14 protein-coding genes are annotated in these 15,268 nt (G+C 73.2%); 11 read left to right on the top strand and 3 right to left on the bottom strand.

The genetic code is table 11. The annotated features are described in order from the left end of the window. Positions 1–121: 121 nt before the first annotated feature. The 3 genes from K304_RS0113870 to K304_RS0113860 all read right to left on the bottom strand — a co-directional run bounded on the left by K304_RS0113870 (position 122) and on the right by K304_RS0113860 (position 4,517). The gene (locus K304_RS0113870; RefSeq protein WP_027764234.1) at positions 122–1,066 is read right to left on the bottom strand and encodes a M28 family metallopeptidase; all 945 of its coding nucleotides are present in this window, start codon (positions 1,064–1,066) and stop codon (positions 122–124) included. 105 nt (positions 1,067–1,171) lie between these two features. Then, positions 1,172–2,770 carry a M4 family metallopeptidase gene (locus K304_RS0113865; RefSeq protein ID WP_027764233.1) on the bottom strand — a complete coding sequence of 533 codons (1,599 nt, stop codon included), beginning with the start codon at positions 2,768–2,770 and terminating at the stop codon, positions 1,172–1,174. A gap of 550 nt (positions 2,771–3,320) precedes the next feature. Then, positions 3,321–4,517, bottom strand: coding sequence for a pyridoxal phosphate-dependent aminotransferase (locus tag K304_RS0113860; protein WP_027764232.1), 1,197 nt, complete (start codon positions 4,515–4,517; stop codon positions 3,321–3,323). 169 nt (positions 4,518–4,686) lie between these two features. Here K304_RS0113860 and K304_RS33620 point away from each other — a divergent pair, with 169 nt between their 5' ends. The 11 genes from K304_RS33620 (at position 4,687) to K304_RS0113805 (ending at position 15,191) form a co-directional block, all read left to right on the top strand. Continuing rightward, positions 4,687–4,920 (top strand): hypothetical protein, encoded by a 234-nt coding sequence (locus tag K304_RS33620; RefSeq protein ID WP_051308433.1) that lies wholly within the window; start codon positions 4,687–4,689, stop codon positions 4,918–4,920. Between the two features lie 319 nt (positions 4,921–5,239). Next, on the top strand, positions 5,240–5,845 hold the full coding sequence (locus tag K304_RS28960) for a DUF2617 family protein (protein ID WP_078529059.1): 606 nt from the start codon (positions 5,240–5,242) through the stop codon (positions 5,843–5,845). Between the two features lie 116 nt (positions 5,846–5,961). Further along, positions 5,962–7,617 carry a polyamine aminopropyltransferase gene (locus K304_RS0113845; RefSeq protein ID WP_027764230.1) on the top strand — a complete coding sequence of 552 codons (1,656 nt, stop codon included), beginning with the start codon at positions 5,962–5,964 and terminating at the stop codon, positions 7,615–7,617. A 148-nt stretch (positions 7,618–7,765) separates the two neighbouring features. Then, positions 7,766–8,728, top strand: coding sequence for a hypothetical protein (locus K304_RS0113840; RefSeq protein ID WP_027764229.1), 963 nt, complete (start codon positions 7,766–7,768; stop codon positions 8,726–8,728). 117 nt (positions 8,729–8,845) lie between these two features. After that, on the top strand, positions 8,846–9,682 hold the full coding sequence (locus K304_RS0113835; RefSeq protein WP_027764228.1) for an aldose epimerase family protein: 837 nt from the start codon (positions 8,846–8,848) through the stop codon (positions 9,680–9,682). A gap of 39 nt (positions 9,683–9,721) precedes the next feature. Then, entirely contained in the window at positions 9,722–10,261 is a 540-nt protein-coding gene (gene pyrE / locus K304_RS0113830; protein WP_027764227.1) for an orotate phosphoribosyltransferase, read from the top strand. 249 nt (positions 10,262–10,510) lie between these two features. Next, positions 10,511–11,533: a class II fructose-bisphosphate aldolase gene (gene fbaA, locus K304_RS0113825; protein WP_027764226.1), complete on the top strand. Its 1,023-nt coding sequence runs from the start codon at positions 10,511–10,513 to the stop codon at positions 11,531–11,533. Positions 11,534–11,653: 120 nt separating this feature from the next. Beyond that, positions 11,654–12,067, top strand: coding sequence for a DUF3151 domain-containing protein (locus K304_RS0113820; protein WP_027764225.1), 414 nt, complete (start codon positions 11,654–11,656; stop codon positions 12,065–12,067). Positions 12,068–12,317: 250 nt separating this feature from the next. Then, the gene (locus K304_RS0113815; protein ID WP_027764224.1) at positions 12,318–13,208 is read left to right on the top strand and encodes a tryptophan 2,3-dioxygenase family protein; all 891 of its coding nucleotides are present in this window, start codon (positions 12,318–12,320) and stop codon (positions 13,206–13,208) included. Beyond that, the gene (kynU, locus tag K304_RS0113810) at positions 13,201–14,457 is read left to right on the top strand and encodes a kynureninase (protein ID WP_027764223.1); all 1,257 of its coding nucleotides are present in this window, start codon (positions 13,201–13,203) and stop codon (positions 14,455–14,457) included. The genes K304_RS0113815 and kynU overlap by 8 nt, the downstream gene beginning before the upstream one ends. Further along, positions 14,454–15,191 (top strand): alpha/beta hydrolase, encoded by a 738-nt coding sequence (locus tag K304_RS0113805; RefSeq protein ID WP_037790366.1) that lies wholly within the window; start codon positions 14,454–14,456, stop codon positions 15,189–15,191. The genes kynU and K304_RS0113805 overlap by 4 nt, the downstream gene beginning before the upstream one ends. Positions 15,192–15,268 lie beyond the last annotated feature (77 nt).

Below are 15,268 nucleotides of genomic sequence, written 5' to 3'. Positions count from 1 at the left end.
CATCGTCTCTCGCCTCGCCGGGCGCCGCAGCTTCCCGTGAGGCCCCGGCCCGGACGCGGCGGAGCCCGGCCGCCGGGATCGGCGGCCGGGCTCCGGCACGGTGACGCGCGGTGGCGGACGGTCAGCCGCTCAGCTCCCACACGGCGTGGGCGAGGGCGTCGGCGTTGCGGTCGAGCGCCTCCTCGCTGATGTTCGTCAGGTCGTCGCAGGAGGCGTGGTAGCACGGGTCGAAGGACTCGCCCGCCGTGCCGCCCCACTGGTCGGCCTGTTCCTGGGTCTTCGTCGCGCCCGCTCCGGTGAAGAGGCCGCCGACGGGTATGCCGGCGTTCTGGAACGACGCGTGGTCGCTGCGCCCGTTCGTCTCGGTCGACGCCTCGGTGGGGATGCTCTTCGCGGAGAACCAGTCGGTGAAGACCTTCTCCAGCGCCGGGTCGGAGTCGTAGACGAAGTAGCCGGGGTTGGGGGAGGCGATCATGTCGGCGTTGAGGTAGCCGTCGATCGTCTCCGCCTGGCCGGCGGCCAGACTGTCCACGTAGTGCCGGGAGCCCACCAGGCCGACCTCCTCGGCGCCCCACCAGGCGAAACGCAGGTGCTTGGTGGGCTTCAGGTCGGCCTCGGCCACGGCGAGGGCGACCTCGAGGACGCCGGCGCTGCCCGAACCGTTGTCGCTGATGCCCGACCCGTCGCTCACCGAGTCGATGTGGGCGCCGGCCATCAGCACCTGGTTCGGGTCGCCGCCGGGCCAGTCGGCGATCAGGTTGTAGCCGGTCGCGCCGGCGTGCGTGAACTCCTGCAGGGAGGTCTCGAACCCGGCGGCGTCCAGCTTGGCCCTGACGTAGTCGACGGACGCCTTGTGGCCGGGCTGTCCGTGGGCCCGGTTGCCGCCGTTGTCGTCGGAGATCTGCTGCAGGTCCTTCAGGTCCTGGACGACGGCGCCGACGGGGATGTCGGGGGCCGCGGCGGCTGCGGGCTCCGCCTGGGCCTGGGTGAAGGTGAGGAGGGTCGCGCCGAGGGCCGTGCACGTGGTCACGGCCATGACGCTTCTGCGCGTGAGGGTGCGGATCATGCGGTGCTCCGGTGTGGTGTGGGGAAGCCGCCCGCCGGAGGGTGGGCCCCGGCGGGCGGCGAACCGGTCTGCATGTGTGGGGAGTTGCGAGTGCGGCGTCGCCGCTTAGTTGACGTTGACTCCGGTCCAGGCGGCCTCGACCGTGGACACCTCGGTGCTGCCCGCGCCGTAGAGGGCGGTGGCCGCGGCGACCGTCGCCCGGCGGGCGTCGGCGTAGTCCGTGGTGGAGGTCATCTCCTCGGTCAGCGCCTTGAACCAGATGGCCGCCGCCTTGTCGATGCCGATGCCTTCGACGGTGGAGTCGTCGTGCGTCGGGCTGTTGTAGGTGACACCGTTGATCGTCTTCTCGCCGCTGCCCTCGGCCAGCAGGTAGAAGAAGTGGTTGCCGATGCCCGAGCTGTAGTGGACGTCGACGTTCGCGGCGTCCTCGGACCAGTAGTCCAGGGAGCTGCCGTCCTTGCTCGGCTGCGCCATGTAGCGCAGCGGGGAGCCGTCGCCACGGATGTCGATCTTCTCGCCGACGTGGTAGTCGCCCGGGTCGTCCGGGTTCTGCGCGTGGAACTCCACGGCCGCGGCGAAGATGTCGGAGGTGGCCTCGTTCAGGCCGCCCGACTCGCCCTGGTAGACCAGGCCGGCGGTGGCGGAGGTGACGCCGTGCGTCATCTCGTGCGCCGCCACGTCGATCGACGTGAGCGGGTGCTCGTTGTTCGCGCCGTCGCCGTAGGTCATGCAGAAGCAGGAGTCCTGCCAGAAGGCGTTCTGGTAGGCCTCGCCGTAGTGGACGCGGCTGGTGGCACCCTCGCCGTCGCCGCGGATGCCGTCCCGGCCGTGCACGTTCTTGTAGTAGTCCCAGGTCAGCGCCGCACCGTAGTGGGCGTCGACGGCCGCGGTCTGCGGGTCGGCGGGAGTGCCGTCGCCCCAGGTGTCGTCGGTGTCGGTGAAGACCTGGTTGCCGTTGTCGGCGTCCTGCGTCTCGTGGCCGCCGCGCGCGGAGTCGGTCATGGTGAACGACCCGCCGGAACCCTCGGTCCCGATCTCGACCTCGCCGGCGTACATGCTGCTGCCGGTGCCGTTGTGCACGGCCTGCCACTCGTACAGCTTCTCGCCGGTCTTCGCGTCGGTGACGACGTGCAGCTCGTTCGGGGTGCCGTCCTTCTGCTTGCCCCCGAGGACCTTCTCCCAGGCCAGCGTCGGCTTGCCGTCCGCGGCCCAGATCACCTTGCGCGGCGCCTTGCTGCCCTTTGCGTCCGCCTGCGCGGCGGACAGCGACGGCTTCTGGGACTTCGGCGCGTCGGTGGAGGCCACCTTGATCTCGGCCTCGACGGCCTTGGTGACGCCGGTCTTCTCGCCGGTCGCGTTGCGGTGCACGACCAGGTCGCCGCCGAGGACGGGCAGGCCGTCGAAGGTGCGGGCGTAGCGGGTGTGCGTGGAGCCGTCGCGGTTCTTCACCACGTCCTTCACCTCCAGCCCCTGCTTCTCGCCGAGGCCGAGGACCCGAGCGGTCCGCGCCTTGGCGGCGTCGGTGTCGGCCGACTTGACCAGCTCGGTGCGGTCCGACGGCGACAGCGAGACGGGCATGGCGCCCTTGTCGAAGCCGTCCTTGTCGGGGGCCGCTCCGGCGGTGCCGGCGGTCACGCCCGCGGCGACCAGCGCCGCGGTGGCGGCGAGGGCGGATATCCGGTGCTTCTTCGTGGTGAGTCTCACCCGGTAACTCCTTCTGCGTGGGGACCGGGAGACGAGGTGAACTCCCGGGCAGAATCGGTTGCACATCACTCGAACGAGTGACGTAGAACGGCACCCTGCCACGAGAGTCGGGTTCATGTCACCGGTGCGCCAGCAATGGCCTTTTCGTTTGCAGGCGTTCGGCGCGTCCGCTATCCGGAGAGATGATGTGGACCCATGGCGAGATCCCCACGTCAGAGCGCATGTCACGACGCCGCCGGACAACTGCCCGGCGAGCAGGGGTTTTTCTTCCGGAGAACGTGAAGAATCGGTGTGCGTTCTTCGGTCTCGGCCGAAAGTCCGTTACCGAAGAGCACGTGCGGCGCGGGCCGCACGGCCTTCGACTCGCTCGCCGAGCGCACATCCCGTTGCGATTGCCACGACGGGAAAATCTTCAACTACCGCCCTGCCGGGTGTCGTCCGCGTTCCGGGAAACCGTCCGGAATGCCGCCCTATCCGCTGCTCTGCGGCATGGGGAAACCCCTTGCGCCGGGCTCCCGGGGCATGGTCTCGCCGTCCGGGGGAAGACGCCTCAGCCCGCGCCCTTGAGCCGCCGGGCCGCCTCGGCGAGCACGTCGTGCCGCTTGCAGAAAGCGAAGCGGACGTAGGGCGCCCCCGCGGCCTGGTGGTCGTAGAAGACCTGGGTGGGTACCGCGACCACGCCGCAGCGTTCGGGCAGACCGAGGCAGAAGTCGAGTCCGCTCTCCGCGCCCAGCGGACGGATGTCCGCGGTCACGAAGTACGTGCCGGCCGGCCGGAAGACGCCGAAGCCCGCTTCGGCCAGCCCCTGCGACAGCAGGTCGCGCTTCTCCCGCAGGTCCTCGCGGAGCGCGGTGAAGTACGCGTCCGGCAGTGCCAGCGCCTCGGCCACCGCGTACTGGAACGGCCCGGCGGAGACGAACGTGAGGTACTGCTTCGCCGAACGCACCGCCGTGACCAGCTCCGCGGACCCGGTGACCCAGCCGACCTTCCAGCCGGTGAAGGAGAACGTCTTGCCCGCCGAGGAGATGGTGACCGTGCGGTCCCGCATGCCGGGGAAGGAGGCCAGCGGCAGGTGCTCGCCGTCGAAGACCAGATGCTCGTACACCTCGTCGGTGACGGCGAGCAGGTCGCGTTCGCGGCAGAGTTCGGCGATCGCGGCCAGCTCCTCGCGGCGGAGCACGGTGCCGGTGGGGTTGTGCGGGCTGTTGAGCAGCAGCAGCCGGGTGCGGTCGGTGACGGCGTCGCGCAGCTCGTCCAGGTCGAGGTGGTAGGCGCCGTCCTCTCCGGGGCGCAGGGTGACCGGCACCCGCGTGCCGCCGGCCATCGCGATGCTCGCCGCGTACGAGTCGTAGTAGGGCTCCAGCGCGATCACCTCGTCGCCGGGCTCGACCAGGCCCAGCAGCGAGGCCGCGATCGCCTCGGTGGCCCCGGCGGTGACCAGCACCTCGCGGTCCGGGTCGCAGGTGACGCCCAGGTGGCCGTAGAACCGTTCCTGATGGGCGGCGACCGCCTGCCGGAGCTCCGGTACGCCCGGCCCCGGCGGGTACTGGTTGCCGCGGCCGTCCCGCAGTGCCCGTACGGCGGCCTCGCGCACCTCCTCCGGGCCGTCGGCGTCCGGGAAGCCCTGGCCCAGGTTGATCGCGCCGGTGCGCACGGCGAGGGCCGACATCTCGGCGAAGATCGTGGTCCCGAACTCGGCGAGGCGGCGGTTGAGCAGCGGGCGTCGGTCAGCGGTCATGGGCGCCATCCTCGGGTACACCCCCCGCATCCTCAAGCTCGTCGTACCACCGGGAAGCTCTGGTCTTCCTCAACTCCGGTGTGAGCGGGGCCGGTGGCGGCGATACCTCTGCCAAGCAAGGCGTCGCCGGTACAGGGGGCCGGCGACGCCGGACAGTACAGCAAGAACGGGGGATCTCATGAGCATCGTCATAGGCATCGTCGTGCTCGCCGTGATCGCGGCGATCATCGCCGTGCTGGCGAGCACGGCAGGGAAGTCCCGCCCGAAGCGGCGCACACGGAGCACCTGGGGCAGCGGCGCCTGGGTCGGCCCGGGCGGCGGCGACGGCGGGGGCTTCTTCGACGGAGGAGGCGGCGGCGACGGCGGCGACGGCGGTGGCGGCGGTGGTGGCGACGGCGGCGGAGGCTGCTGAAGCCGGCGGAGGCCGCCCGCTCCGGTGCGGAGGAGAGGCCGGGGCCCGGGCCGTCCGTCCGGTCCCGGCCGGGACGGTCCGTCCGGACGCCCGGCCGGGACCGGACGCGTCCGCGGCGGGAGGCCGCTCGGTGACATGCGCGTGAGGGCACCGTGACCGCGCGGTGTCCTTGAGGATTGAACAGGTGAGCGCTCCCGCCCCCACGCGGATGGAAACCGGCCACGGAAGGGCAAAAACGCTGTAGGTACGGCGAGTTCCGTGATTCGGTGAAGGCACACCCCCCTCCACCACCACCCACTGCGTCTTGCGGAGCCGACCCATGCTCACCACTCTCAAGACCGCGTACAGCGATACCCGCGCCGGCGACCTCGCGTGGGCGCTCGATCGTGAACCGCTTCCCGCGCTGGCCACGCTGGATCTCGAACTCGCCGACGCGCACGTGCAGTTGCGGCTGCTGGGCGCGTCGCACCAGGTCATCATCGAGGACGGTCGCGGCTCCTGCTCCGAGACCGTCGCCTGCATGCCCGGCAGCACCGCACCGCTGCCGCTGGGCGTCTCCAGGCAACTCGGCGAGTGGGACTACGAGTTCGCCTCCCGCGTGGAGACCCTGTCGACCGGCTCGTTCGTCGGCAGGGCGCAGGAGCTGATCGCGCTCGTCGCGGAACACCCGCACGGACTCGCGGGCACCTATCCGGGCAGCCCGCACGCCTTCACCGCGCTGCTGGTGCAGCGGCACGAGGATCAGGTGCACTGGCGCACCTGGCACTCCTACCCCCAGGAGGGCAGGCTCGTCTCGACCCGCACCCGGGTGGCGCTCGGCGCTCTGCAGCCCGGCGGGGCCCCGGAACGGCGCGCGGACCGGAACACCCGCGGGGACGGCCGTCGGTCGTCCGGCGGGGCAGGCCGGGAGGGAGCGCTGCTCTGACGGGGCTCGCGCCCGCGCCCGCCCGGCGTGAACGGGGTAGCGCGCACGTTTGCGCACGCCCCGGTCACGCTTGTGGGTGACAGGCGGGGCATATTCCGTCACGTAGCGTGCGTGTCATGATCGACCAGCCCGTCCCGTCCGCACGGCTGCCCGTACCGGCCGCCGTCGGCCGGGCGGTCGTGCTGGTCTGCGTCTTCGTCTGCGCGGCCTGCGGGCTCGTCTACGAGCTCGAACTCGTCGCGCTGGCCGCCTCCCTCATCGGGGACCCGGTGACCCAGGCGTCGGTGGTGCTGGCCGTGATGGTCTTCGCCATGGGCGTCGGCTCGCTGCTGGCCAAACGGCTCCGCTGCCGCGCGGCCGTCGGCTTCGGTCTGGTGGAGGGCCTGCTGGCGCTGGTCGGCGGCGGCTCCGCGATGGCGCTGCACGCGAGCTTCGCCTGGTTCGGTGCCCCCCGGGCCATGCTGGTGGCCCTCGCCGTCGCCATCGGCGTGCTGATCGGCGCCGAGATGCCGCTGCTGATGACCCTGATCCAGCGCATCCGGCGCCAGGACCCTGGCGGCGCCGTCGCCGACCTGTTCGCCGCGGACTACGTGGGCGCGCTCGTTGGCGGGCTCGCCTTTCCCTTCCTCCTGCTGCCGTTCTTCGGACAGCTGACCGGCGCACTGCTCACCGGGGTGGTCAACGCGGTGGCCGGCGGCGTGGTGGTGCTCTGGCTCTTCCGGCACGACCTGGGCCGCCGTGCCCGCTGCGGCCTGCTGGTCGTCAACGGCGCGGTGTGCGCGCTGCTCGCCCTCGCCGCCCAGCTCGTCTCCCCCTTCGAGCACGCCGCCCGGCAGGCGCTCTACGGCGCGGACGTCCGGGTCTCCGTCGACGCGGACGGCCGGCAGCTCGTGCTCACCGGGCAGCCGCTGCCCGGCAGCCGCCGCAGCGGCGGCGAGCACCTGCTGCGGTTCTTCGTCGACGGCCGGCTGCGGGTCTCCTCGGCCGACGAGGAGCGCTACCACGAGGCGCTGGTGCACCCGGCGTTCGCCTCCGGTCCGCGCGGCCGGGTGCTGCTGCTCGGCGGCGGCGACGGCCTGGCGCTGCGGGAGATCCTCGGCTACCGCCAGGTCCGGTCGGTCACGGTCCTGGCGCAGGAGCCGGGAGTGGTGGACCTGGCCCGCACCGATCCGGTGCTGGCCCGGATGAACGGCCGCGCCTTCGCCGACCCCCGCGTGCGGGTGGTCGCCGCCGACGCCTTCCACCGTCTGCGGGCCCGCGATCCGGGCGCGCGACCGTACGACGTGATCGTCTCCGACCTGCCCGGCCCGCAGGGGCCGGACGCGGCCCGGCTCTACTCCCAGGAGTTCTACGGCCTGCTGGCCCGTGCCCTCGCACCGACGGGCCGCCTCGCCGTGCACGCCGGACCGCCGGACCTGAGTCCCCGCGATTTCTGGACGGTCGAGGCGACGCTGCGGGCGGCGGGCCTGGCCACCACGCCGTATGCCGTGGGCGGGCGGGTCTCCGGGCACGCCACGGCCTCCGCCCGTCCGGCTCTCCCGTTTCCCGGCGACGGAGACGGAGCGCCCGGGCGCGTCTCGGACCAGTGGGGATTTGTACTCGCTGCGCCCGGGAACACGCCGCCCGCCGTGCGGACGGCGCCGCCACCGGAGCGGCCCGCGCTCAGCGCGCTGACCGGACGCTCGCTGTCCTCCGCGGTGAGCCGTGCGAGGGCCCAGCGCATGGCCGGGCTGCCCTCCTCCACGCTGATGCACCCGCGCTACGACGAGTGAGCACGCGTCGCCGCCGTCGGACGGGTGTGGCGGGAGGGGGCGCGCCGGTGCCCCCGGGGGATGGCGGGCGCCGGGGTGCGTGACGACGCGCGGAGGAATGCTGCCGGGGACGTCCATCGATCCGGTCCTGGTGGGTAGGCTCCGGCGTATGGAGCACGAGGTGTACGTTCCGTTTTCCGTCGGCTCGGTACGTGCGGCGCTCGCCGAGCGTGAGCGCGTGGCACGCTGCGTCCCCGGACTCCACGTCGACGCCGCTGCGGGCGGCGGCGACGCGGTGGAGGGCCGCCTGCGCGTCCGCATCGGGGGCTCCACCATCACCTACCGGGGCAGTCTCACGCTGATCCCGCAGGGCGACGGCTTCACCGTCGAGGGTTCGGGCACGGAGGCCCGTGGCAGCGGCACGGTCAAGCTCGCGCTGAAACTGGTGCCGCACGCCGCCGAGGACGGCGAGGGCACCCGCCTCACCTGTTCCGGCACGGTGACGGGGGAGGGCCGCCTCTTCGAGCACGAGCAGAAGACGACGGCCGGCGCCGGACGACGGCTGCTGGACCGTTTCTGCTCCGCGCTGGAGGAGAGCCTGCGCGCGGACGGCGTCTCCGGCGTCTCCGGCCCTCCGTCCGGTGCCGACGCACCGGAAGCCGAGGGGGCCGAGGCACCCGAGGAGGCCGAGGCCGGGAGCGGCGCCGGCCGGCCCGCCGGGCTCGGCGCACCCGACGACAACGAGCGCGTCATCCCCGGCATCCCCGGCCCGGAGACCGGCGAGCCGCCGGCCCGGCGTGAGGAGGAGAAGCCCTCCGGCGGCGTCTTCGACGCCGACGTCCCGACCTCGTCCCTGGACCCGACGGGCGACGAGATCGACGACGAGGAACCGTTCGAGGAGGAGTCGGTCGACGAGGACGCCGCGACAGCGGAGGCCGCGCACGCCCGGCGCACCATGATCGGGCGGAGCGCCGAAGAGGTGGACCACGCTCCGCCGCGCGGCCGCTATGCGCCGGTGCCCTCGCCCCAGACCGGCGCCGCGTCCGACGCGCTGCGCTGGGCGGCGCCCGCCGCGGCCGCCGTCCTCGCCGGTGCCGTCGTGCTGACCCGCGCGCTGCGTCGCCGCCGCTGACCGGGCGCCGCGCGCGGGCCGCCGCCGTCCATGCCGTGCGGGCGGCCGTGCGACGGCCCGTCAACACCCGGGCGCGGCCGCGCACCTCACCGTCGGCGTCCCCCTTAGGGTCGTCGCATGACCAACTCCGCCACCCCCGTCACGCTCCGCTCCGGCGACACCGCGGTCACCGTCGAACCGGAGAACGGCTGCCGCCTGGCGTCACTCGTCGCGGGCGGCACCGAACTGCTCGTCCAGGGCCCCGGCCACGGGACGTTCGTCATGGCTCCCTGGTGCGGTCGCACCGACCACGGGCGCTTCCGCAACGGCGGGGAGCTGCACCAGCTACCGGTGCCGTCCGAACAGGACGTCCGCGACGGGCTCGGCGGTCCGCACGCGATGCACGGCACGGTCCGGCGTCTGCCCTGGCGCACCGTGCGTGCCGACGAGCGCTCCGCCGCGTTCACCGTCGGACTGACCGATCCGTGGCCCTGGGACGGCGTGGTGACCCAGCTGGTCGAGCTGGCGGAGGACGGCGGCGGCATCACGCTCACCCTGGGCGTGGAGACCTACGGCAACGCGTTCCCGGCACAGGCCGGCTGGCACCCGTGGTTCCGCCGCACGCTGCGCGAGGGCGGAGCGGAGGCGCAGATCCGCTTCGCGCCGGAGTGGCAGGAGGAGCGCGGCGCGGACCACCTGCCCACCGGCCGTCGTATCGAGCCGCAGCCCGGGCCGTGGGACGACTGCTTCGGCATGCCGCAGGGCGTGGACGTCACCCTGACCTGGCCGGAGGAGCTGGAGCTGAACGTCTCCAGCCGCGCCGAGTGGGTGGTGCTCTACGACGAGCAGCCGGCTGCCGTATGTGTGGAGCCGCAGTCCGGCCCGCCGAACGGGCTCAACTCGCTGCCGCGTTTCGTCACGCCGATCGAGCCGCTGGAGATCGCCACCACCTGGACCTGGCGCCACCTGACCTGACCCGACCCGATCAGGGGGCGCTCGCATAGGCTCGGGCGCATGGACGAGACGCGTGCCGCGCTGCTGGAACAGATCAAGACCAAGGCCGTGGTGCACGGCAAGGTGACCCTCTCCTCCGGGATCGAGGCCGACTTCTACGTCGACCTGCGCCGGATCACCCTGGACGGCGAGGCGGCCCCGCTCGTGGGGCAGGTCATGCTCGACGCCACCGCCCACCTCGACTACGACGCCGTGGGCGGCCTGACGCTGGGCGCCGACCCCGTCGCGGCCGCCATGCTGCACGCGGCGGCCGCCCGCGGCCGTCACCTGGACGCGTTCGTCGTGCGGAAGGCCGGCAAGGCGCACGGCCTCCAGCGCCGCATCGAGGGCCCGGACGTCGCCGGTCGGCGCGTGCTGATCGTGGAGGACACCTCCACCACCGGGGGTTCCCCGCTCACCGCCGTCGAGGCCGCGCGCGAGGCCGGCGCCGAGGTGGTCGCGGTGGCGACCATCGTGGAACGCTCCGCCGCTGCCGCGATCGACGACGCCGGCCTGCCGTACGTGTATGCGTACGACCTGAACGACCTGGAACTCGCCTGACGTTCACGCGGACGGCCGGTCGATGTTTCACGTGAAACTACGTTGCGTGACCGTCTCCGCCGGGGTCCTGCGCGACTGTGTCGCCCGGCCGGCGGGCGGGGCCCCCGGGTGAGGGGGTCTGGAGGTTCGGGGCCCGTCTGGAAGGATGGGGGGCGACGATGACGTCGCCTCCCTCAGCCGAGCCCGGTCCGGGACCCCGACCCCGGAGCCGTACGGCCACGCACCACGTACTTCACAAGGAGCGGACAGATGCCCATCGCAACCCCCGAGGTCTACAACGAGATGCTCGACCGGGCGAAGGCAGGCAGGTTCGCCTACCCGGCCATCAACGTCACCTCTACGCAGACGCTGCACGCCGCGCTGCGCGGCTTCGCCGAGGCGGAGAGCGACGGCATCATCCAGATCTCCACCGGCGGTGCGGAGTTCCTGGGCGGCCAGTACGACAAGGACATGGTCACGGGTGCGGTGGCGCTCGCCGAGTTCGCGCACATCGTCGCGAAGAAGTACCCGGTGAACGTCGCCCTGCACACCGACCACTGCCCCAAGGACAAGCTGGACGGCTACGTCCGCCCGCTGGTCGAGATCTCCAAGGAGCGCGTGGCCGCAGGCCAGAACCCGCTCTTCCAGTCCCACATGTGGGACGGCTCCGCCGAGAACCTCAAGGACAACCTGGAGATCGGCCAGGAGCTGCTCGCCGCCACCGCCGCCGCCAAGATCATCCTCGAGGTCGAGATCACCCCGACCGGCGGCGAGGAGGACGGCGTCACCCATGAGATCAACGACGAGCTGTACACCACCGTCGACGACGCCCTCCGCACCGCCGAGGCCCTCGGCCTGGGGGAGAAGGGCCGCTACCTGCTGGCCGCGTCGTTCGGCAACGTGCACGGCGTCTACAAGCCGGGCAACGTCGTGCTCCGTCCCGAGCTGCTGCGCGACCTGCAGGACGGAGTCGCCGCGAAGTTCGGCACGCAGAACCCGTTCGACTTCGTCTTTCACGGCGGTTCCGGCTCCACCGACGAGGAGATCGCCACCGCGCTGGAGAACGGCGTGGTCAAGATGAACCTGGACACCGACACCCAGTACGCCTTCACCCGCCCGGTCGCGGACCACATGTTCCGCAACTACGACGGCGTGCTCAAGATCGACGGCGAGGTCGGCAACAAGAAGGTCTACGACCCCCGCAGCTGGGGCAAGGCCGCCGAGAAGAGCATGGCCGCGCGCGTGCAGCAGGCCTGCGGCGCCCTGCGCTCGACCGGCACCCGCCTGAAGTGACCCGTACGCCCGGACGCTGACGCGCACGGCGCGCGCAACCCGGCTCCCCGCAGGGCCCGGCACCGCACGGTGCCGGGCCCTGTGCGGTGGGTGGCCGGACCGGGCGTGCAGACTGGAGACATGACCGTTCACGAGAACCTGCTCGGGGGCCCGCCCCCGACCCACCTGCCCGACGACCCCGAGCCGCGGGAGCTGCTCGCCTCCGGCACGGCGCCCGCCGACGTGGCCGCGAAGCACCCCACGTCCTCGCTGGCCTGGGCGCAGCTCGCCGACGACGCCTACACCGCGGGACGGGTCGTCGAGTCGTACGCCTACGCCCGCACCGGCTATCACCGGGGCCTGGACGCCCTGCGCCGCAACGGCTGGAAGGGCCACGGCCCGGTGCCGTTCGAGCACGAGCCGAACCGCGGCTTCCTGCGCGCGCTGCACGCACTCGCCCGGGCGGCCCAGGCCATCGGCGAGCTGGAGGAGTACGAGCGCTGCAGCACCTTCCTCAAGGAGAGCTCGCCGACCGCGGCGTCCACGCTGTCGTAGCGCACGGCGTCGTGACGGCGTCGCGCTCGGCGTGACGCACGGCGCCGCACGGCGCGCGGGGCCTGCCCGGATGGCCGGGTGAGCACCGTCTCGCGGCATGGGCCCGGCCCGGACTTGTCCCGGCCGGGCATGCTCGCGATGATGCTGTGTGGGCCGTGCACGGATCGCACGGCCCGAGGGGACCGGAGCTCCATCGCCGAACGGAAGGAGCGGACCGCTACCCGGACGCCACGATCCACGGAGACACCAGATGTCCCACGAAACCGGCGTTCCCGCCGGTCAGCCGTCCCCGGACGCACCCGCGCCCGAGTCGCAGACCGACGAGGTACAGGCCCCCGAGCTGGACTTCCACGGCACCACCCCGTACGAGGACTACGTACAGGCGGACGTGCTCACCCACCTCCAGCACCCGCTCTCCGACGATCCGGGCGAGATGGCCTTCCTGGTCACCACGCAGGTCATGGAGCTGTGGTTCACGCTGATCGTCCACGAGTGGGAGACCGCCGCGCGGTCGCTGCGCGAGGACGACCTGAACGGCGCGCTGGCCGCGCTGAAGCGTTCGACCTACGAGCTGCAGTCGCTGAACGCGTCCTGGGAGCCGATAGCGCACCTCACCCCCGCACAGTTCAACGCCTACCGCTCCGCCCTCGGCGAGGGCAGCGGCTTCCAGTCCGCCATGTACCGGCGGCTGGAGTTCCTGCTCGGTGAGAAGTCCGCGTCCATGCTGGTGCCGCACCGCGGCGCCCCGCGCGTGCACGCCGAGCTGGAGAAGGCCCTGCAGCAGCCCAGCCTCTACGACGAGGTGCTGCACTACCTGTCCCGGCACGGCCAGGACGTGCCCGCGCAGGTGCTGGAGCGGGACGTGTCGCGGAAGTACGAGCCCGACCCGGCCGTCGAGGCCGCGTGGGCCGGCGTCTACACGGCGGGGGGCGACGGCGATCCCGAGCTGGTCCGGCTCGGCGAGGCGCTGACCGAGGTCGCCGAACTGGTCTGGCGCTGGCGCAACGACCACCTGGTCGCCACCCGCCGCGCCATGGGCTCGAAGGTCGGCACCGGAGGCTCCGCCGGCGTCGCCTGGCTCGAGAAGCGCGCCACCAAGAACGTGTTCCCCGAGCTCTGGACGGCCCGCAGCCATGTCTGAGAACACCACCGTCGCGGGCGCAGCCCGCCGCGGCGGCCTCGCCGAGGAGGCCGCCGCCCTCGACGCCGGGGACCGTCTCGCCGCCAAGCGCGCCGAGTTCGTCCTCGACGACACCGTCTACCTGGACGGCAACTCGCTGGGCGCGCTGCCCGCCGGGGTGCCCGACCGGGTCGCCGACGTGGTCCGGCGGGAGTGGGGCGAGATGCGCATCCGCTCCTGGACCGAGTCCGGCTGGTGGGAGGCCCCCGAGCGGATCGGCGACCGCATCGCCCCGATCGTCGGCGCCGCCCCCGGCCAGGTCGTGGTGTCCGACTCCACCAGCGTCAACGTGTTCAAGGCCGTCGTCGGCGCCGTCCGCATCGCGCAGGAGGACGCCCCGGGCCGCACCGAGGTCCTGGTGGACGCCTCCACCTTCCCCACGGACGGCTACATCGCCGAGTCCGCGGCCCGCATGACGGGCTGCACCGTGCGTCCGGTCCCGGCGGGCGAGATGGCCGCCGAGGCCGGCCCGTACACGGCCGTGATGCTGGTCAACCACGTCGACTACCGCACCGGCGAACTCGCCGACCTGTCCGGCACGACCCGGGCGGCCCACCGGGCCGGCGCGCGCGTGGTGTGGGACGTGTGCCACACCGCGGGCGCGCTCCCCGTCGACCTGGACGCGCACGGCGTCGACTTCGCCGTCGGCTGCACCTACAAGTACCTCAACGGCGGCCCCGGCGCGCCCGCGTTCCTGTACGTGCGCGCCGACCTGGCCGAGCGCTTCGACTCGCCGCTGCCGGGCTGGAACTCGCACGTCGACCCGTTCGCCATGGCGTCGGTCTACGCGGCGGGCGAGGGCGCGGTGCGCGGCCGCGTCGGCACGCCCGACATCCTGTCGCTGCTCGCGCTCGAGGAGTCGCTGAAGGTCTGGGACGGCGTCGAGATCGCGGAGGTGCGTGCGAAGTCCCTCGCCCTGACGGACTTCTTCGTCCGCTGCGTCGGGGCGTACGTACCGGACGGGCGGGTGCACGCCATCACCCCGGCCGCGCACGAACGGCGCGGCAGCCAGGTCGCGCTGCGCTGCCCGGACGCGGGCGGGGTGATGGCGGAGCTGATCGCGCGCGGTGTCGTCGGCGACTACCGCCGCCCCGACGTGCTGCGCTTCGGCTTCACGCCGCTCTACACCTCGTTCGCCGACGCCGAGCGCGCCGCGCGCGTGCTCGCAGAGGTGCTGGCCGAGACCACGACGCCGGGCGGCCCGGGTTGAGCGACGCCCCCGGCGACGGGCAGGCCGACCGGGAGTGGGCCGCGCTGAGCGGCCTGCCCCCGGCCGCCCCCGACCGCACCCTGCGCTACGGCGACCACCCCTCGCAGGTGATCGACCAGTACGGCCCGCCCGACGGCCCTCGCGTCACCGTGCTGCACGGCGGCTACTGGCGCGAGGCGTACGACCGCTCCCACCTCACGCCGTTCGCAGGGGCGCTGGCCGCGCACGGCTGGACCGTCGACCTGGTGGAGTACCGCCGGGTCGGCGGCGACGGCGGCTGGCCGCGCACGGCCGACGACGTGGACGCCGCGCTGGGCGCCCTCGGCGCACCCCCGCACGTCCTGCTCGGCCACTCCGCAGGCGGCCAGCTCGCGCTGTGGGCGGCGTGGAAGCGGGACCGCGCGGCGGCCGCCCGCGTGCTGGCCGTCGCGCCGGTCGCCGACCTGGCCCGCGCCCACGCCCTCGGCCTGAGCGAGGGCGCCGTCGCGGAGTTCCTGGGCGGCGAGGAGCACGTCGCGGCGCGGCTGCCGGAGGCCGACCCGATGCGCCTCTTTCCCCGCGTCCCGGTGGAGATCCTGCACGGCACCGCCGACCCCGACGTCCCCGTCGAGCTCTCCCGCCGCTACGCGGCCGACTGGGGCGCCCGCCTCCACCTCCTCCCCGCCACCGGCCACTTCGCCCCCCTCACCCCCGGCACCCCCGCCTTCCACGTCCTCCTCGACGCCCTGCGCTGACCTCCGGGCCCCGCTCGGCGCCACGCCACCCGCGGGGATCGTGGGCCCGTCCGCGGCGGGCCGAACGGGCCGCGGCG

Source organism: Streptomyces sp. CNS606 (assembly GCF_000426325.1).
Note: the sequence above shows the minus strand (reverse complement) of the source record. Positions and strands in the feature narration are given on the sequence as shown.